A 17,637-nucleotide genomic window follows, 5' to 3' on the forward strand; every position below is an offset into this window, starting at 1 on the left:
GGCCCCTCACCCATGCACGGGCTCGCGCACGGTCATGCACGGGCTCGCGCACGGTCTAGTCGCGGCGCCGGAACAGTCGCTTCAGTGCGTAGACGACGGCGAAGGCAACCGCGAGGGCGATGGCGCCCATCTTGAAGTTGCCGTTCGCCCCGTCGTCGCCGTTCGCGGAACTGCCGCTGCCGGACGAGGAGTTGCCGTCGCCGGACGAGGACCTGCCCGGCACGCTCCCCGCCTCGACGGAACTCCCGCTGCCCTCGCTCCCGTACAGCAGGGTGGATCCGTCGGGGGTGTACGTCACCGACTCGCCCTGCCGCTGCAAAGGCACGTTCAACTGCGCCTGGCGCTTGGGCTTCCCGTTGTTCCACTGGTACGCGATACCGCCGAAGTAGCCGCGTACGGCGAGCTGCTTGCCGTCGGGCGAGAACGCGCCGTCGGTGACCCAGAGGCCGATGTCGGCGGTGCGTTTGAAGGTGTTGGTGCCGGAGGCGGACAGTTCGGCGGGCCCCTCGTACAGGCCGCCGCCGTCCTCGTTCTTCGAGACGATGTAGACCCGGCCGGTCTTGGGGTGCACCATCAGCGCCTCGGCGTCCCGGGCCCCGTCCGCGTACTTCACGTCGTACTGCGTGGCGCGGATCGTCTGGTCCTTCAGCTCCTTGGGCTCGGGCAGCTCGTAGATCCACACGTGGTCCCAGGTGCCGCCGAGGTTGTCGCCGATGTCACCGACGTACAGATGGCCGTTCGGCCCCATGGAGACGGCCTCGACGTCCCGGGGCCGTCCGACGCCCGACATGGTGACGGTCGCGACGGTCTTGCCGGTCCTGCTGTCGACGGCGTAGAGGAAGGCGCCGTCGTCGCTGTCGTTGTGGGTCCAGTAGACGCCGGGGTGGGCGCGGGAGGCGACGAGCCCGCTGGACTCGGTGATCCGGGGGTCCTCGATGGTGAACCCGTCCGATCCGTCGTCGTCAGCGGCGACGGCGGGTGCGGCGGACATGGCGAGCACCCCGGTGAGAAGGGCCCCGGCAATCAGAACGAACGAGCGACGCATGCCCCCAGCCTGCCACCCCGCCGACGGTTCGGCGGGCGTGTCCAGCTTCACACCCCGGCCCCGCCGGTGATCGTCCATCATGAGCGGATGCTCAGGTTCATGCCCGTCGGTGATTCGATGACGATCGGAAGCGCCGGCGAACACACGTGGCGCTACCGGATGTGGCAGCACCTGCGCGCGACGCACGGGGCCCCGTTCCAGATCGTCGGCCCCCGGGAGACGCTGTACGACAAGGCGACGGGCGCGGCCGACTCGTACGAGTACGCGGACCCGGACTTCCCCCGTGCCCACCTCGCCGGGTGGGGCGAGGGCTGGTACCACCTGGGCCCGCTGATAGCCGACGCGGTACGGGCGTCGCGGGCGGACGTGCTCCTGGTCTCCCTGGGCCTGATAGACCTCGGCTTCTACACGAACGCGACGCAGACGTCGGAGAACGTCCGGGCGTTCGTCACCGAGGCCCGCTCGGCGAACCCCCGCATCGCCATGACGCTCCTCCCCGTGATCCCCAACATAAGGGCGGAATCGGACGCGCCCTTCGCCCGGGAGGTCACCCTCTTCAACGACCTCCTGGCGAAGACGACGGCGAACCTGAACGAGCCGGACTCCCCTCTCCTCCTGGCCTCGCTCCCCCACGGATACGACATCCACACGGACACGTACGACGGCACCCACCCCAACGCGTCGGGCGAACACAAACTGGCGGCGGCGTTCGCGAAGACGATGTGCGAGAGCTGGGGCGTGGGCACCCCGTACGAGTCCCACCTGGCCGAATCGGCCTGACCGGATCCGCCGGTCTCCTGGTCACCGTGCGTATCGTTGTACCGCGCGGTTGTACTCGTCCGAGGGCAGCCGGGGAGGAGCGCCACGATGACCGTCCTTGAAGACAGGATCGAGATGGCCGACGAGAGCAAGGGCCTCACGCTCGACGTGCTGTTCGAGCAACTGGAGCGGATGCCCGTCCCCGAGGGATACAAGGTTGAGATCGTCGAGGGGGCCATCTTCATGTCGCCGCAGCGTGACACTCACTGGGAGATCATCGCGGACCTCTACGAGCAACTCCGGACCAAGTATCCCCGGAAGCGTGTGAAGTCCGACGTACGTGTCGACTACCCGGGCAAGCTCAACGGCTTCGCCAGCGATGTCACGTTGATGGCCGAGGGGGCCTCAAAGCCCGAAACCGGTTACTGGCGCTGCCGGGACGTCCAGTTCGTCGCCGAAGTGATCTCCAAGGGCACCGCGGCCAACGACTACGGCCCCAAGAAGACCGCGTACGCCCTCGCCGAGGTCGCCGTCTATCTCATCGTCGACCCGTACCAGGGCAAGTGCCACCTCTACACCCAGCCCAAGGACGGGGAGTACTTCGCGGAACTCTCCGTCATCTTCGGCACGGACATCGACATGACGAACACGATCGTCGACCTCACGCTGAAGACGGACGAGTTCCCCCGGGACTGACGCCGCAAAGCCCCATGAACACAGCGAGACTTGCGTTCCTGCGACCGGCTCAGGCCAGGCGTCACCTACCACGAGGTCATCGGTCACAGTCCATGGCGAGCGGTTCAAACGGCGGAAGACGACATGCGACGAAGCCGCCTGTGGGCAACGGCACGTGCGAGATCGGCGCGGGCGCCTTCAGTGAACGGATGGTGCGGGCCCAGGACTCGTCCGTAGCCGACGAGAACGGACTGAAGGCAGGCAACCGCGTCGGTGCGAACCGGGCTCTGCAGTGCGAGAGCTCGGTAGCGTCCCCACCACAGGTACAGCGAGCGATTGTCGGGAAGCAGGCGCGGCAGGTCTGCCAGCACACGGTCGTGCAGCGCGAGAGCTTCCTCGTTGCGGCCGACCCGTTTCCGGCTGTGCAGGGCCTGCGCCTCGTCCAGCCGTCCGGCCACCTCCAGCGCGTAGCCGAGGGCATTGACCGCGAGGAGTGTCTTGGGGTGGTCAGAGCCCAACGTTGCGCATCGGATCGCGGCATACCTCTCGCGCAAAGACACGGCGAGGTCACACCGGCCCGCTGTCTGGTATGCGTGCGCCTGCACAGTCAACGCTTCGAGCGTCTCGTCTGCTTGACCAGAAACCAGTTGCTCATGGTCCGTGAGAACGCTCTGCCCCAGACCGCAAGCCCGATACAACTCCGCCTTGGCCAAGAGCAGCCACACATCCGCAACAAGCTGTTCGCGCTTCTGAAAGGCGAGCGGCTGCCTGGGCAGGGCCCCGATCACCAGGGGGCTGTCCGGCGCTGCGGGCAGCGGTTCCGGTGGTTGCTCTCGTATGTCACGGGCGGCATACCATCCTCCGGCGCTGAGCACCGCGGCACTGGCGGTCGACGCGAGGGCGAGTGTCACGTCGGCTCCCGCGCCGGCCGACGTCAAAGCGATCCAGGGCAACCCGAAGGCCAAAAGAGTGGCCAGGACGACCACAATCCAGCGAGATCCATGCCCCACCGCTGACCTCCGAGTCCAAGCCGCTCCACGCCGCCACGCGACTTACGCCAGAGTGCCCACTCCATGCGCACGTCACCACGGTTTGTCGCAAAAAGGAGGCACTCAAGTCACTTCGATCACTCCGAGGTACTTTCCCGCGCAGCAGCCGTCAGACCTGCGTCCGCCCCACCATCAGCACCTTGATCGCCACTCGTGCGCCATCGATCTCGTACGTGACCCTGTACGCGCCCACCCGCAGCCGTCTCAGGTCGGTGCCGCTCAGCTTGCTGCTCTCGGGTGGCTCGGGCTGGAGGGCGAGGGCGTTGATCGCCTGGACCAGGGGCTTGATGGCTTCTCCGTCGCGCGCCTTGAGGCGTCGTAGGCCGGCCGCCGCAGCCGGTTCCCAGATGATCGTGAGCCTCATGAGGCCTTGCCTCTCAGCATGTCCTCGACCTCGGCCTGCGTAAGGGTGCCGCCGTCGGTCGACTTCGCTCGCAGCGCCGTCGCGAGGTCGGCGAAGTCGATCGCGAGAGCCTGGGCGTCGACGTCCGGGGCGGCGTCGACGAGCGCCTGCGTCCACCAGTGGTCGAGGAACGCCTCGAAGGCTGAACCTTCGGAGATGGTCGCCAGTTCGGCGTCGAGGTCCGGCAGCCGGTCGGAGCGGACGGCAGCGCGGATCCCCTCAAGGTTGCGCGCAACCACCTGCCCGCCGAAGCCCACGGCCTCACGCGCCTCCTGAAGGATGTCGCTCCATGCCGCCATGTCCCTGGTCCTCTCCGAGGCCGCCTTCTCCGCTGCGGCAGCAGCGTATGACGCGCTACCCACCGGAGACACACTCCTGTACGCGCGTCCGCCACTGTTCGGAGAGCGAGAGCGCCAGCGGCTGGAGTGTCACCTCGTACGCCGCCGTCGTGCGGCAGCGGAGGCAGTGGGTTTCGTCTGTTCGGGGGCGGAAGACGTGTTCGCTGCCTGGGCCCGGGCAGGTCACGAAGTCTCGGCGGGGTGGGGTCGTGGGCCGCTCCGGCTGTGGGGTGGGGGCGGGTGCCTGCGTCGCCGGGAGTTTTTGGAGCAGGCGGTGGCGCAGGAAGCCGACCGCCGAGCGGATGCCGTCCGTCGGCAGGCCCGTCGTCAGGGCGCGGCGCAGGTCCGCCGCCGAGACGCCCCTGCGCAGCCACTCCGCCGCCGCACCCGCCAGCAGCCGCGCCTCGCGCACGCCCAGGAGCAGGTCCCGGTGCACATACCGCAGGGACAGCAACACGCCTTCCGCCTCGGCCAGTTCGGGCGTGTGCTCTTCCGTGTCGCCTTCGGGTGGGGGGTGGGGAAGGTTCTTCTCTTCCAGTTCTTCTTTTTGGGGAGAGTCACCGACCGGCCGTTCCCCCGGTCCGCCGACCGTCGGTGGCCGCTCACCCGGTGGCGCGACGGCCACCGCCTCCCCCACGCGGGCCCCGGCCGCCTCCTCACGCGTAAGGGTGACGTTGGCGAGGAGTTGTTCCGTGACCCAGCGGCCCCGCGCGCCCTGCTCACGCCACTCGTGCAAGTAGCCGCACTCGGCGAGGAGTTGTTTGGCCTTCTGGTACGCCCGGCCCTTCATGCCCAGCCTGCCCGCGTGTTCGCTGAGCGGCCTGGGGTCGGCGGCCTCCGGCAGCCCCTGCACGTACAGCAGCAGGATCTTCGCGTCGCTGTTGAGCCGCGAGTGCCGTACGACGTCGTGCGATGCCTTCGTGTAGCGCCGAACCGGCGCGATAGCATGACGAAGCATTTCTGGTGGGACCTGTTCTTCCACTGGTGGTGAAGGTCCTCGGGCGGTGTTGGTAGCACCTCCGGGGACCGCTCCGCATGCGAATGCGCACGGAGTGTGATGTCGCGATCACGGTACATGACCGATCACGCGACTCACGACCTCCGCCAGCAACCCCGCCTCCACGAACGGCACTTCGGGCGTCGGCTCCGACCGCCAGTCCAACGGCCAGGTCAGCCCGTCCAGCGCGGGCACCCCCACGTACGCCCAGCCCCGCGCGTCCCGGCCCAGCGCCCGCACGCCGTTGGGCCAGCGGTGGCCGGTGGCACTTTGCGGGGGCAACAGGAAGTACATGTACCGGCATCCCGTTGACCCGCGGACGATCGGGCCGGCCTGAAAGTCCGTGAACTGGATGAGTTCGTAAGCCACTTGTTCTGCGAGTACGCCCGCGATGCGCACGGCGTCGAAGTGGATACCGGCATGGCGCAGGCCGTGACCGGAGGCCGGGATCCAGGGATGCACCCTGCCCGGTGCGGTTTCCGAGTTCATGGAGCACATGCTTACGGCCGCTCACATACTGTGACCAGGGTTACGCAGAGTCCGTGCACGGCTGTGCACGGCTGTGCATTTGGGGAGGTCGTTGTGCACTCGGGTGAGCGAGGTTCCAGCACCCTGGAGATGTTCGGCTCGTTGCTGCGGTTCTTCCGCGAACGGGCCGGGATGACGCAGGAGGGGTTGGGTGGGCAGGTCGGCTATTCCAAGTCCCAAGTGGCAATGGTGGAGCGAGGTGAGCGGCCTCCCAAGGGACGACTCGTCGCAATCGCGGATGAGGCACTAGGTGCACAAGGTGCACTTCTCGCGGCGGGCAAGCAGTTGCAGACCAGTCGCTTCCCCGCATGGTTCGAGGACTACGCCGAGTTGGAAGCGAAGGCCGCCGCCATCAGCATGTACGCGAACCATGTGGTTCCCGGGATGCTCCAGGCGGAGGGATACGCACGCGCGATCTTCAACTGCCACTGCCCGCCGTTGGAGGACGACGAGGTCGAGGCCCGAGTATCGGCCCGCCTCGAACGTCAGAAAGTCCTGCAGCGCAAGCCCGCACCGCTCGTCGACTTCGTACTGGAGGAGCACACACTGACGCGACCTCTGGGCGGCCCCACGGCCCTCAAAGAACAGCTGAGCCACATGCTTGAACTCGGGCAACGGCGCAACGTCGGGATCCAGGTGATGCCGCACAGCCGCGAGGTCCACGCCGGGCTGAACGGTCCGATGATCCTGGTGGAGACCGCCGAGCGAGACCGACTGGCGTACGTAGAGGGCCCGGGCGGAGGCTACTTCGTGGACCAACAGCCCAACCTGGGGGACCTTTTCGCGCAGTATGGCATTCTGCGAGCTCAGGCACTCAGCCCCGAGGAGTCGACGAAGTTGATCGAACGAGTGGCAGACGCACTATGAACACGGACCTCAAGTGGTTCAAGAGCAGCTACAGCGGCAGCCAGGGCGGCGAATGCCTGGAGATAGCCATACCCCAGACCGCCTCCCTCCCCACGATCCTCATCCGGGACTCCAAAACCCCCAACACCCCCACCCTCACCATCGCCCCGGCGACATGGTCCGCCTTCCTCCCGTATGCGGCCACGTACGGAAGTGATCAGCCCAGCCCGCAGTGATCGAGTGCGGTACGAACCCGGTCGAGCCCTTCCGCCCGCCAGTGGTCCCGGTCGGGCATCTGGTCGGCCCCGCGCCAGCGCCAGGCCGAGAACAGCGCCCAGTTCAGGGCGCGGCACCGGTGCACCAGGTCAGGGTCCGCACCCGCATAGCGCCTCCCCACTTCCTCGGGCGCGTGGGCGAGGTCGAACTCGACCGGCCCGCGGCAACACGTGCCGAGGTCGACGAAGAGCGGCCCCCGCCTCGTGTTCAGGAGATTTCCCGGATGGGGTTCGCCGTGCAGCAACTGCTCGCCGGCTCCGCCGACGCCGATCGCGGCGCTCAGTTCGCTCAGGGTGGTGCTGAGGAGTTCCCGGTCGGCGTCGGACAGCTCGGGGGACCGCCTCCGGTCGTCCACCTCCCTCGACGCCACGGCGACTCGGTCGGTGAAATGCGGTGCGGCGGCCAGATCGATCCGGCGCAGGGCGGCATGGTGCCGTGCGAACGCGTCGGCGTAGTCGGCCGGGGCGATCTCCGTGCCCACGGGTTCGTAGTAGGTCCAGAGCGAGATGGCGAAGTCGTCACGCAGGTGGACCCGGGGGTCGACCCGGGGATCGAGCTCGGCAACTGGCGCGTCGACGTCGACGAGACGCCGTGCGACCTCCACCTCGAACGCGGAATCGGCCAGATGCCCCAGGGGCGCGACGCGGGCGAGCACGTCGCAGGGAAGCAGGCGCAGCGCGACACGGTCCGAGTTGTGGACGACGATCACCTCGTCGACCCGTAAGCCCAGCTCCGAAGCGACCGCCCGCCCTGCCGCGACGGCACGACGAAGATCCAGTGACTCCACACCGTTCCCCTTCATCTGCTGAGCACACACCGCACACGACCCGCCCCCCTGGCGCACGCCTAGCGGTCTGGACATAGCCATACCCCCGGACACGGACCGCCTCCCCGCACAGCCCCCATCCTTCGCATGCCGCCGCGTACAAAGGTGTTGTACGTTGACCGTATGGCCGCAAAGCGCAGCATGATCACCTTTGCCACGGACCCGGAGACCAAAGAACGCATCCGCTCCTACGCGGAAGCGGCGGGAGTCGATGTCAGTACGTACGTCATGGCCGCGGTGGGCGCCGCGATGGCTCACGACGACCAGGTCGCCCGGACGTTCGCGCCCCTCGACGACCTGATCGCCGAGACGGAGGCGCAGGACGCCACGACCGGCCGGCCGCCGAAGGAGCACGGACAGGACTCGGTACCGGATACCGAGCGCGAGGAGATCTCCGCCTCCCTGGACGCCTTCTTCGGTTCGAGCACCAGGCACAGGGGCGTCGCATGACAGCTGTGGTCTACGACGCCGGGATGCTGATCCATCTGGAGCAGGGCCGGAAGAAGGCCGTGAGCCTGCACCAGGAGATCCTTCGACGCGGAGGGCACCGGCCCATCGTCCCGTTGCCCGTGCTCGGGCAGGTCTGGCGGCCTGGAGCCGGGAACTACACCTGCATCAAGCCCGTGCTCGCAGGGTGCACGGTGTATGCCGCCCGGGACTCACGACCCCCGCTGTTCACCGCCAAGGGGTGGGACGACCCGCTCCACGCCTGCCGGCCGTGCGTGGCGGGACACACGGAGGCCGACGGCAAGCGCGTGGGCGCGCTCGGCGCCCGGGCCAAGCTTCCCGCGAAGAAGGACTTCGACGTCGTGGACGCGTTGGTGCTCGTGATCGCCGCCCATCACGGCAGAGCCCTGATCGTCACCACCGACCTCGACGATCTGCTGGCCTACCGGGAAGCTCTCGGTGAGCATCACATCGGCATCTGCCATCCGGACACTCCCCAACGGATTCTCTGACGTCGTGGACCTACGAAAGGCCTCCCGGCGCAACGAAGACCCTCGGCAGAACCACCAAGGTCGCCATCCGGACCGTCGGCACGTCAATCCCGACGCCACCGACGCCACGCCAGATCCGCCATCACCGCAGTCGGCAAGGACGGATTCGACGCCGCCGCTTCCGCCGTCCGGCAGTCCGTGTCGGTGAGCAGTTCCGTGATGATCTCTGGCGGGAGGGCCGGGTGAGCGGCGGCTGTCGGTCTTGCCTGGCTGTCCTTCAGGCAGGCGAGCAGTGCCGCGACCGGGGCCGCGCGATGCCGGGCGATCTCGCGGAACGCCTTCTGCACCGGTGGTTCGTGCCGGGTCAGTTCCTCCAGCAGGGCCGGGGTCGCGTCCGGGTTGGCCGCCACCTTGGCCAGGACACGTACGCCGTGGCGTTCGACCATGACCCGCAACTGCGCCTCGGTGAGTCCGGGGTGGGGAGCCACGGCCTTGACCACCTTCGCGTCGGGGTCGTCGGCCAGCCGGTCGCGTATCCCGGGCGGCAGGTCCCGCCGGTGGGCCACGAGCATGCGGGCCGCCGGGTCCGGTGACGACGCGAGGTCTTCGATCTCGACCGGTGAGGCCGCGGCGACGCGGGGCAACAGCGTGGCGCCGGCCTTCGCGGTCGCGGCCAGGCCCGTCAGTACGTCGAGAGGTGCGCGCGGATGGTGCGCGAGCGCACGGCGCACCGCGGGGTCGCGGTCGTCGGCCATCACCCGGATCAGGGCCTCGTCGAGCGCGGGATTCCCGGCGATGTCCGTACGGACACCGGGAGTCGGGTCCGCGGCCAGCCGCACGTACGCCTGCCGGGGCAGGTCCTGGCGGGTGGCGAGCGCCCAGCGCAGCAGCATCGACGGGTGGTCCGCGAAAGCGGCGACCGACTCGGCCGGGGTGGCGGGGTTGCGCAGCGCCGCCTCCCGCGTGCGGTGGACGGTGGACTCGTGGGAGCCGTCGCAGGAAGCCCCCGCCGACAGCTCGCAGTCGGGGCGCGAGCACTGCGGATCGTGGACGAAGGGGATCTCCTCCCGGTCGCACACCAGGCACCCGCGCGCGGCCGGCCGTCCCTCTCCCGTCAGCAGCGTCGCCAGCTCGGCGGGAGGTGTCGCCTCGTTCGCCGCGACCGCCCTGCGCACCTCGGCGTGCGGATGCGTCGCGAGCCTCGCGGTGACGTCCGGGGTCGTCGTCCACAGGGCCAGCTCGGCGACCACCCGTACGTCCGGGTCCGCCGCGAGCGTGTCCACCACGTCGGGCGGGAGGCGGGGGCAGGCCGCCAGTTTCTCCCGGCGCCCGTGGCTCGGGTCCGTCGCCAGGAGTCGCGCCCATTCCGGGCGGCCGGCGCCTCGGTCGAGCAGTGCGAGGGCGGCATCGGGCCGGGCAACGGGGTCGATGTCGGCGGCGGTCAACCGGCCCTCGTACGCGAGCCGCACCGCGCTCTCCTCGACGCGCTCGACCAGCGCGACGGCCTGCGCACGGCTGAGGTCCCCGCGACAGGCGAGGTCGTCGGCGAGGTCGTCGTCCGCGAGGGAGATCAGCCGGTCGACCAGTTCGGGCGGCAGAGCCGGATTGGCGGCGAGCCCGCACAGGAGGTGATGCACAGGAGCATCCTGCCTCACGCTCACGTACCGGCCCCGGTTGTCGGACCCCGTTGTCAGACCCGACCCCTACTCTTCGGATCACCGTCAACGCGGCCTCTCGTGCCGCCCGTTGGAAAGAGTGCCGATCCGTGCGTGTTCTGCCGAAGACCGACGTCGACTATCCGCCGATGCTGCTCGTCCGTACCGACTACCGCGACGACGACGCCTGGCAGCGCGTGCTGGCCGCCCTCGACGCGCCCTGGGTCTTCGACGAGGACGACGAGGACAACGGCCGTCTCAAGGAGGACATCGTCCGCGTGGACGACCCGGCGTGGGCGGACGCGACCCCCTTCGACGTCCTCGCCGCTCTCACCGCGACCGAGGACGGGGCCGGGGCCGGGGCCGGGGACGGGGAGGCTTCCGCCGAGTGCGGGTGGCCGGTGGTCTTCCTCGCCGACCGCGCCAGCATGGAGGGCCCGGAGCCGACGCTCCTCGCGGTGAGCCCCGACCCGGAGGAGCAGACCGCGCCGTACCGCATACCGGCCCTGGAGACCCCGCACGCGATGCACTGCAACCTGGCCATCGCGAACATGGACTTCGACGAGTTCGGCGGCTAGGGCCTGTCTGACAATTCCCGTCGTCGCCCGGCAGACGGGAATTGTCAGACAGGCCCTAGCCCCCTGGCCCCCGTCCCGGCGTTCAGCGCGGAGGGAGGTGTTGCCTAGAGCGCACTCGACCACGTTGGCTGTGAACCATGAAGTACACGCAGCTGGGACGCACAGGACTCAAGGTCAGCCGACTCGTCCTCGGCACCATGAACTTCGGTCCGCAGACGGACGAGGCCGACAGTCACGCGATCATGGACACGGCACTGGACGCGGGCATCAACTACTTCGACACCGCCAACGTGTACGGCTGGGGCGAGAACAAGGGCCGTACCGAGGAGATCGTCGGAAGCTGGTTCGCCAAGGGCGGGGAGCGGCGCGACAAGGTCGTGCTCGCCACCAAGGTGTACGGCAACATGGCCGCCGAGGGCGACGCCTGGCCCAACCACGACAAGCTCTCCGCGCTCAACATCCGGCGCGCGGTGGACGCCAGCCTGAAGCGGCTGGGTACCGACTTCATCGACGTCTACCAGTTCCACCACATCGACCGCAGCACCCCGTTCGAGGAGATCTGGCAGGCGATCGACGTCCTGATCCAGCAGGGCAAGATCCTGTACGTCGGGTCCTCCAACTTCCCCGGCTACAAGATCGCCCAGGCCAACGAGATCGCCGCCCGCCGCGGCGGCACCATCGGCCTCGTCAGCGAGCAGTGCCTCTACAACCTCGCCGAGCGCCGCGCCGAGATGGAGGTCGTCCCGGCCGCGCAGGAGTACGGGCTCGGCGTCATCCCGTGGTCGCCGCTGCAGGGCGGTCTGCTGGGCGGTGTCCTCAAGAAGGAGATCCAGGGCGGGCGCCGGGCGAGCGGCCGGGCCGCCGACACCCTCGCCGACCCCGCGGGCCGCGCACGGATCCAGTCGTACGAGGATCTGCTCGACAAGCACGGCATCGAGCCCGGCGAAGCGGCGCTGGCCTGGCTGCTGACCCGGCCCGGCGTCACGGGCCCGATCGTCGGCCCGCGCACCGCCGAACAGCTGGAGTCCGCGCTCCGAGCCGTCGAGCTGGAGCTGAGCGACGAGGTCCTCACCGGCCTGGACGAGATCTTCCCGGGCCCGGGCCCGTCCCCGGAGGCCTTCGCCTGGTAGCCCCAGCTGGGACAGCCGACACCTTGATGGGCCGCCCCGAGAGGGGCGCCCTGAAGGGGCGCGGGGCTGTGTCCATACGCGGCTCCGCCGCGGGGCGCGGCCAGCCACAGCGGACCGTCAGCCGACAACGGTCCCCCTTCACCGCCCGCGGCAGCGACCGCGTCACCCGCCGACGGCCGCCGCCAAAGCCACCACGACGAACATCAGCACCAGCACACCGGCCATGATCCGGTTCCGCGTCTTCGGGTCCACACACCGAGCGTAACCGCCCGCCCTCAGTCCACCCTGCCTCGGGGTCCGCCCGCCGGCCCGCCGAGGGGCCACCGCGCCAGTACCTCGTACCGCGGCTGCTCCCCCGGCACCCCCGACGCGGGCAGCCGGCTCCGCATCAGGCACAGCTCGCCCACCGTCCAGGCCCGCCCCTCGAATCCGTCCAGCGCGGACACGTACGGGGCGAAGTCCGCCGACTCACGGTTGCTGCGCGCCAGCGTGAGGTGCGGCCGGTAGGCCCGGTGCTCCTCCCGCGTCACTCCCGCCCTGCGCCCCGCCGCCACCGCCCGGTCGGCGAGCAGCGCCAGGGTCCGTACGTCGCCCGTGACGCCCGCCCACAACGCCCGGCCCCCGAAACGGCCCCCGGCACGCAGGGAGAGGGAAAAGGGTTCCGTCCGCCGCGCCGACCGCTCCAACCGGACCGACAGCTCCGGTACGAGCCCGTCGTCGACCTCTCCGTAGAACGCGAGCGTGAAGTGCCAGCCGGGCCGGGTGGTCCAGCGCACTCCGTCGTCCGCCCCCGGCAACCGCCGCAGCCCGTCGACCGCCACACCGAGCTCGCCCGTCACATCCTCAGGCGGCAGCACAGCGGCAAAGAGTCTCATGCGCCAACCCTGCCACGGCCCGGCCTACGACTACGGGGCAAGGGCGGTGGCGCAGCCCCGCCCTTGAGGGGCGCGGGGAACTGCGCGACCAGCCCCCACCGGGCCGGGCCGGCACACCGACCCGCAGGCCCCCAAGGACAGGGGCGCAGCCCCGTCTTCGAGGGGCGCGGGGAACTGCGCGACCAGCCCCCACCGGGCCGGGCCGGCACTCCGACCCGCAGGCCCCGGGGCCCAGATCCGCCAGCTGCCCGGAGGGCTTACGCCGCCGTCGCCAGCACCCGCTCCCGCGGTACGAACCGGACCTGCGGATGCCCGTGGTGCCAGCCCACCGACAGGCGCAGGCCGCCCACCCGGGCCAGCGCAAGGCCGACCGTCGCCGCCGCCAGCGCCGAGACGACTCCGCCCATGGCGAAGCCCACCCGGGGCCCGTACGCGTCCGTGATCCAGCCGACCACGGGCGCGCCCAGCGGCGTACCGCCCATGAAGACCATCATGAAGAGCGCCATGACCCGGCCGCGCATGGCGGGGTCGGTGCCCATCTGGACAGCCGTGTTGGCCGTGACGTTGACGGTCAGGCCGGCCATCCCGATGGGGACCATGAGGGCGGCGAAGAGCCAGTACGACGGGGCCAGCGAGGCCACGATCTCCAGGACTCCGAAGGCCACGGCGGCGGCGATCAGCACACGCAGCCGGGCCGTGCCGCGCCGGGCGGCGAGCAGCGCGCCCGCGACGGAACCGACGGCCATCAGGGTGTTGAAGAGGCTGTACGCGCCCGCGCCGCCGCGGAAGACGTCGTCGGCGTAGGCCGACAGCCAGACGGGGAAGTTGAAGCCGAAGGTGCCGATGAAGCCGACGAGGACGATCGGCCAGATCAGTTCGGGGCGGCCGGCGACATAGCGCAGGCCTTCGCGGAGCTGGCCCTTGCCGCGCGGGGCGCGCTCGACCTGGTTCAGCTCACTGGAGCGCATCAGGAGCAGGCCCGCGATGGGCGCGACGAACGACAGTCCGTTGAGCAGGAACGCCCAGCCCGTGCCCACGCCGGTGATCAGCAGGCCCGCGACGGCGGGGCCGATCAGGCGGGCGGACTGGAAGTTGGCGGAGTTGAGGCTGACCGCGTTCTGGAGCTGGCCGGGGCCGACCATCTCGGCGACGAAGGACTGCCGCGCCGGGTTGTCGATCACCGTGGCGAGGCCTACGGCGAAGGCGGCGACGTACACGTGCCAGACCTGGACGTGTCCGGTGAGGGTCAGGAAGGCGAGCGCGATACCGGTGAGGCCCATCGCGGTCTGGGTGGCGAGGAGCGTGGGGCGCTTCGGCAGGCGGTCGACGAGGACTCCGCCGTAGAGGCCGAAGAGCAGCATCGGCAGGAACTGCAGGGCCGTGGTGAAACCGACGGCGGCGGACGAGCCGGTGAGGCTCAGTACCAGCCAGTCCTGGGCGATCCGCTGCATCCAGGTGCCGGTGTTCGAGACGACCTGGCCGGTGAAGAACAGCCGGTAGTTCCTGATCTTCAGCGAGCTGAACATCGAGGAGCGGGTCTTGGGGGCGTGCGGGGTGTTGTGGGCGGCAGGTGCGGGGGCGGAGTCTGCTCCGGGTCCCGTACTCAACGGCGTTCGCCTCCTTGCGTGGCGGTGCGGGTGGTTCTTGTGGTGCTGGTGGTTCTTGTAGCGCTGGTGGTGCTGGTGGTTCATGTGGTGCTGGTGGTGCGTGTGGCCTCACAGGTGTCTGCGGGGGCCCGCAGCCGCGGCGCCTGCGCCGACAGCTGCCGGTACAGGCGTCTGCAGCCGCCTACAGGTGCGCGAGCTTCTCCAGTACGGGGGCGGCCTCGCGGAGCTTGGCCCACTCGTCCTCGTCGAGGCCGTCGACCAGGGAGGCCAGCCACGCGTTCCGCTTCGTGCGGCTCTCCGCAAGCATGGCCTCTGCGCGCTCCGTCTGCGTGACGACCTTCTGGCGGCGGTCGTCCGGGTGCGCTTCGAGGCGGACCAGGCCCTTCGCCTCCAGCAGCGCCACGATGCGGGTCATCGAGGGCGGCTGCACGTGCTCCTTGCGGGCGAGTTCGCCCGGTGTGGCCGTGCCGCAGCGGGCGAGGGTGCCCAGGACCGACATCTCGGTCGGGCTCAGCGACTCGTCGACCCGCTGGTGCTTGAGTCGGCGTGACAGACGCATCACGGCGGAGCGCAGGGAGTTCACGGCGGCAACATCGTCGCCATGGGTGAGGTCAGGCATGTTCTTTAGAATAACTCATTACTCTTCCTAAAGACCACCGCGACACCCCGCGAACGACCGTGAGTCCGGCCACGCACCCGCACACCAACCCTTACTTCACCCAAACGAGTGAGACGGGCGCGGAAAGTGACACAGGACACGCCTCGGCCGCGACCCTCGTACCCATGGGGACCACTGTGCTCAGCCTGCGGATAGACGAGGAGCTGCTCGACCGGCTCCGGCAGCACGCGGCGAAAAGGGGAATGAGCGTCCAGGACTATGTCGTCCGGACGCTCATTCGCGATGACTTCGACGAGCGGTTCTCGACCGCGGTCGAGGAGACCGAGAAGTTCTACGGGGTTCCGTAGGCCCTGGGGTCGGCGCTCAGGGCCGGACCCCAGGTCGGGATCAGGTCAGGCCCAGCGCCGGCATCAGGTAGTAGAAGGCGAAGACCGCCGACACCACGTACATGGCGACCGGCACGTCCCGGCCGCGCCCGGCCGCCAGCCGCAGCACGACGAACGTGATGAAGCCCATGCCGATGCCGTTCGTGATCGAGTACGTGAACGGCATCATCAGCATCGTCACGAACGCCGGGATCGCGATCGTGTGATCGGCCCAGTCGATCTGCCGGACCGAGCCGGACAGGATCAGGAAGCCCACCGCGAGCAGCGCCGGGGTCGCGGCCTGCGACGGGACCATCGTGGCGATCGGCGTGAGGAAGAGCGCGACGGCGAACAGCGCGCCGGTGACCACGTTCGCGAAACCGGTGCGCGCGCCCTCGCCGACGCCCGCCGTGGACTCCACGAAGCAGGTGGTCGCGGACGAGGAGGTCGCGCCGCCCGCGGCGACCGCGATGCCGTCGACGAAGAGCACCTTGCTGATGCCCGGCATGTTGCCGTCCTTGTCGGTCAGCTTCGCCTCGTCGCCGATGCCCATGATCGTGCCCATCGCGTCGAAGAAGCACGACAGCAGGACCGTGAAGACGAACAGCACGCCGGTCAGTACGCCGACCTTGCCGAAGCCGCCGAACAGGCTGACCTGGCCGACGAGGCCGAAGTCGGGGCTCGCGACCGGGTTGCCGGGCCACTTCGGGGTGGTCAGGCCCCAGGAGGGCACCTCGGCGATCGCGTTGATCACCACGGCGACGACCGTCATCGTGACGATCGAGATGAGGATCGCGCCCGGCACCTTGCGCACGATGAGCGCGAGAGTCAGGAGCGTGCCGAGGACGAAGACCAGGACGGGCCAGCCGTTCAGGTGGCCGGTCGCGCCGATCTGCAGCGGCACGGTCGTCCGGGCGACGTCCGGGATACGGGAGACGAAGCCCGAGTCGACCAGGCCGATCAGCATGATGAACAGGCCGATGCCGATCGCGATGCCCTTGCGCAGGCCGAGCGGTACGGCGTTCATGACGCGCTCACGCAGGCCGGTGGCGACGAGCAGCATGACCACGAGACCGGCGAGCACCACCATGCCCATCGCGTCCGGCCAGGACATCCGGGGCGCCAGCTGGAGCGCGACGACGGTGTTCACACCGAGGCCGGCCGCGAGCGCGATCGGTACGTTGCCGATGACGCCCATCAGGAGCGTGGTGAACGCGGCCGTCAGCGCGGTCGCGGTGACCAGCTGGCCGTTGTCGAGCTGGTGCCCGTACATGTCCTTCGCGCTGCCCAGGATGATCGGGTTCAGCACGATGATGTAGGCCATCGCGAAGAAGGTGGCGAGACCGCCGCGGATCTCGCGCGGCAGGGTGCTGCCGCGCTCGGAGATCTTGAAGTAGCGGTCGAGGGCGCTGCGGGCGGACGCGGGGTCCGGCTCGTCGGGCGCAGAAGCCTTGGCGGGGGCCGAGGTGGGCATCGAGGACCTTTTTGGAGTTTCGTACGAGCAAAAGTGGCCATGGTCAGGCAGATTCAGTATGAACATATGACGGCTTTGGCGCTATCTCCGCGCGTAGACCGGTGGGGCGGCTGCACTCCCGTGCCCTGCTCGTAAGCTGTCCCCATGGCGAAGTGGACACCGACACACGAGGCACCGGAACCGCTGGAGGGGCCCGTGGTGGCCACCGTCACGGGTGGCGCGATCCTCTGGTTCGTCCTCTTCCTGGTCCAGCTGCCGTTCTACGGCTGGCTCGACGACCACGGGCACCTGTGGTGGCTGTGGACGTGCCTCGCGGGGGCGGGGCTGGGGTTGATCGGGATCTGGTACGTACGGGGCCGCGAAGCGGCGATCCGCCGGGCCTCCACGCCGTCCTCCGCACCGTAGGGGGTGACGTCTCCGGTCGTACGTCCAGTGCGGCCGGGTGGGGGTGACCCGCGCAGTTCCCCGCGCCCCTAAAAGCGGGGCTGCGCCCCAGCTTTTGCGCCTTTAGGGGCGCGAGGAACTGCGCGGCCAGCCACGACGGGCCCGCGCGCGACATGCAACGCCCGACCCCACCCCCCCAGGGGCGCGGGGAACTGCGCAATCTTTTAGGGGCGCGGGGAACTGCGCGGCCGGCCACGTCCGGGCCGCGCG

At 69.6% G+C, this 17,637-nt stretch carries 22 protein-coding genes; 10 read left to right on the plus strand and 12 right to left on the minus strand.

Features of this window, described 5'->3' with window-relative positions; genetic code table 11:
* Window positions 1–55: 55 nt before the first annotated feature.
* Complete coding sequence (locus ACFVH5_RS17970) at window positions 56–1,045, minus strand: WD40 repeat domain-containing protein (protein ID WP_385834641.1); 990 nt, start codon at window positions 1,043–1,045, stop codon at window positions 56–58.
* Window positions 1,046–1,132: 87 nt separating this feature from the next.
* Between ACFVH5_RS17970 and ACFVH5_RS17975 the strand changes: the two genes are divergently transcribed.
* Together ACFVH5_RS17975 and ACFVH5_RS17980 are read left to right on the plus strand one after the other, a co-directional pair.
* Window positions 1,133–1,825, plus strand: a complete 693-nt coding sequence (locus ACFVH5_RS17975; RefSeq protein WP_385834642.1) for a GDSL-type esterase/lipase family protein — start codon at window positions 1,133–1,135, stop codon at window positions 1,823–1,825.
* A gap of 87 nt (window positions 1,826–1,912) precedes the next feature.
* Window positions 1,913–2,500: a Uma2 family endonuclease gene (locus tag ACFVH5_RS17980; RefSeq protein ID WP_385834643.1), complete on the plus strand. Its 588-nt coding sequence runs from the start codon at window positions 1,913–1,915 to the stop codon at window positions 2,498–2,500.
* Window positions 2,501–2,604: 104 nt separating this feature from the next.
* Here the strand turns inward: ACFVH5_RS17980 and ACFVH5_RS17985 are convergent, their stop codons facing one another.
* The 5 genes from ACFVH5_RS17985 to ACFVH5_RS18005 all read right to left on the minus strand — a co-directional run bounded on the left by ACFVH5_RS17985 (window position 2,605) and on the right by ACFVH5_RS18005 (window position 5,755).
* Window positions 2,605–3,390 (minus strand): hypothetical protein, encoded by a 786-nt coding sequence (locus ACFVH5_RS17985; RefSeq protein ID WP_385834644.1) that lies wholly within the window; start codon window positions 3,388–3,390, stop codon window positions 2,605–2,607.
* Between the two features lie 247 nt (window positions 3,391–3,637).
* Window positions 3,638–3,892, minus strand: coding sequence for a type II toxin-antitoxin system RelE/ParE family toxin (locus tag ACFVH5_RS17990; protein ID WP_385834645.1), 255 nt, complete (start codon window positions 3,890–3,892; stop codon window positions 3,638–3,640).
* Window positions 3,889–4,230 (minus strand): hypothetical protein, encoded by a 342-nt coding sequence (locus ACFVH5_RS17995; RefSeq protein ID WP_385834646.1) that lies wholly within the window; start codon window positions 4,228–4,230, stop codon window positions 3,889–3,891. Before ACFVH5_RS17995 ends, ACFVH5_RS17990 begins: the two co-directional genes overlap by 4 nt.
* Before the next feature lie 55 nt (window positions 4,231–4,285).
* On the minus strand, window positions 4,286–5,227 hold the full coding sequence (locus ACFVH5_RS18000; protein ID WP_385834648.1) for a hypothetical protein: 942 nt from the start codon (window positions 5,225–5,227) through the stop codon (window positions 4,286–4,288).
* Between the two features lie 108 nt (window positions 5,228–5,335).
* Complete coding sequence (locus ACFVH5_RS18005; protein ID WP_384815075.1) at window positions 5,336–5,755, minus strand: hypothetical protein; 420 nt, start codon at window positions 5,753–5,755, stop codon at window positions 5,336–5,338.
* 93 nt (window positions 5,756–5,848) lie between these two features.
* On the opposite strand from ACFVH5_RS18005, the gene ACFVH5_RS18010 reads away from it, so the two are divergent.
* On the plus strand, window positions 5,849–6,661 hold the full coding sequence (locus ACFVH5_RS18010; protein ID WP_385834649.1) for a helix-turn-helix domain-containing protein: 813 nt from the start codon (window positions 5,849–5,851) through the stop codon (window positions 6,659–6,661).
* On the plus strand, window positions 6,658–6,876 hold the full coding sequence (locus tag ACFVH5_RS18015; protein WP_385834650.1) for a DUF397 domain-containing protein: 219 nt from the start codon (window positions 6,658–6,660) through the stop codon (window positions 6,874–6,876). Before ACFVH5_RS18010 ends, ACFVH5_RS18015 begins: the two co-directional genes overlap by 4 nt.
* Here the strand turns inward: ACFVH5_RS18015 and ACFVH5_RS18020 are convergent.
* Complete coding sequence (locus ACFVH5_RS18020; protein WP_385834651.1) at window positions 6,858–7,703, minus strand: phosphotransferase family protein; 846 nt, start codon at window positions 7,701–7,703, stop codon at window positions 6,858–6,860. The genes ACFVH5_RS18015 and ACFVH5_RS18020 overlap by 19 nt on opposite strands.
* 162 nt (window positions 7,704–7,865) lie before the next feature.
* Here ACFVH5_RS18020 and ACFVH5_RS18025 point away from each other — a divergent pair, with 162 nt between their 5' ends.
* Window positions 7,866–8,192, plus strand: coding sequence for a hypothetical protein (locus ACFVH5_RS18025; protein ID WP_385834652.1), 327 nt, complete (start codon window positions 7,866–7,868; stop codon window positions 8,190–8,192).
* Entirely contained in the window at window positions 8,189–8,701 is a 513-nt protein-coding gene (locus tag ACFVH5_RS18030) for a hypothetical protein (RefSeq protein WP_385834654.1), read from the plus strand. Before ACFVH5_RS18025 ends, ACFVH5_RS18030 begins: the two co-directional genes overlap by 4 nt.
* A gap of 83 nt (window positions 8,702–8,784) precedes the next feature.
* Here the strand turns inward: ACFVH5_RS18030 and ACFVH5_RS18035 are convergent, their stop codons facing one another.
* Window positions 8,785–10,317 (minus strand): hypothetical protein, encoded by a 1,533-nt coding sequence (locus ACFVH5_RS18035; protein ID WP_385834655.1) that lies wholly within the window; start codon window positions 10,315–10,317, stop codon window positions 8,785–8,787.
* A gap of 128 nt (window positions 10,318–10,445) precedes the next feature.
* Here ACFVH5_RS18035 and ACFVH5_RS18040 point away from each other — a divergent pair, with 128 nt between their 5' ends.
* Complete coding sequence (locus ACFVH5_RS18040; protein WP_385834656.1) at window positions 10,446–10,913, plus strand: DUF6924 domain-containing protein; 468 nt, start codon at window positions 10,446–10,448, stop codon at window positions 10,911–10,913.
* 137 nt (window positions 10,914–11,050) lie between these two features.
* Complete coding sequence (locus tag ACFVH5_RS18045; RefSeq protein WP_385834657.1) at window positions 11,051–12,043, plus strand: aldo/keto reductase; 993 nt, start codon at window positions 11,051–11,053, stop codon at window positions 12,041–12,043.
* Between the two features lie 275 nt (window positions 12,044–12,318).
* On the opposite strand, the gene thpR is transcribed toward ACFVH5_RS18045, so the two are convergent.
* From thpR to ACFVH5_RS18060, 3 genes are all read right to left on the minus strand, one after another.
* Window positions 12,319–12,918, minus strand: coding sequence for an RNA 2',3'-cyclic phosphodiesterase (gene thpR, locus ACFVH5_RS18050; RefSeq protein WP_385834659.1), 600 nt, complete (start codon window positions 12,916–12,918; stop codon window positions 12,319–12,321).
* A gap of 257 nt (window positions 12,919–13,175) precedes the next feature.
* Entirely contained in the window at window positions 13,176–14,525 is a 1,350-nt protein-coding gene (locus tag ACFVH5_RS18055; RefSeq protein ID WP_385834665.1) for an MFS transporter, read from the minus strand.
* A 181-nt stretch (window positions 14,526–14,706) separates the two neighbouring features.
* Entirely contained in the window at window positions 14,707–15,144 is a 438-nt protein-coding gene (locus tag ACFVH5_RS18060) for a MarR family winged helix-turn-helix transcriptional regulator (RefSeq protein ID WP_107015362.1), read from the minus strand.
* Window positions 15,145–15,308: 164 nt separating this feature from the next.
* Between ACFVH5_RS18060 and ACFVH5_RS18065 the strand changes: the two genes are divergently transcribed.
* On the plus strand, window positions 15,309–15,491 hold the full coding sequence (locus tag ACFVH5_RS18065; RefSeq protein ID WP_210881101.1) for a ribbon-helix-helix protein, CopG family: 183 nt from the start codon (window positions 15,309–15,311) through the stop codon (window positions 15,489–15,491).
* 40 nt (window positions 15,492–15,531) lie between these two features.
* Here the strand turns inward: ACFVH5_RS18065 and ACFVH5_RS18070 are convergent, their stop codons facing one another.
* On the minus strand, window positions 15,532–16,983 hold the full coding sequence (locus tag ACFVH5_RS18070; RefSeq protein ID WP_385834660.1) for an NCS2 family permease: 1,452 nt from the start codon (window positions 16,981–16,983) through the stop codon (window positions 15,532–15,534).
* A 144-nt stretch (window positions 16,984–17,127) separates the two neighbouring features.
* Between ACFVH5_RS18070 and ACFVH5_RS18075 the strand changes: the two genes are divergently transcribed.
* On the plus strand, window positions 17,128–17,388 hold the full coding sequence (locus ACFVH5_RS18075; RefSeq protein ID WP_384815051.1) for a DUF2530 domain-containing protein: 261 nt from the start codon (window positions 17,128–17,130) through the stop codon (window positions 17,386–17,388).
* Window positions 17,389–17,637: the final 249 nt, after the last annotated feature.

The organism is Streptomyces sp. NPDC127119 (assembly GCF_042677425.1).
In the GTDB taxonomy this organism is placed as follows: Bacteria; Actinomycetota; Actinomycetes; order Streptomycetales; family Streptomycetaceae; genus Streptomyces.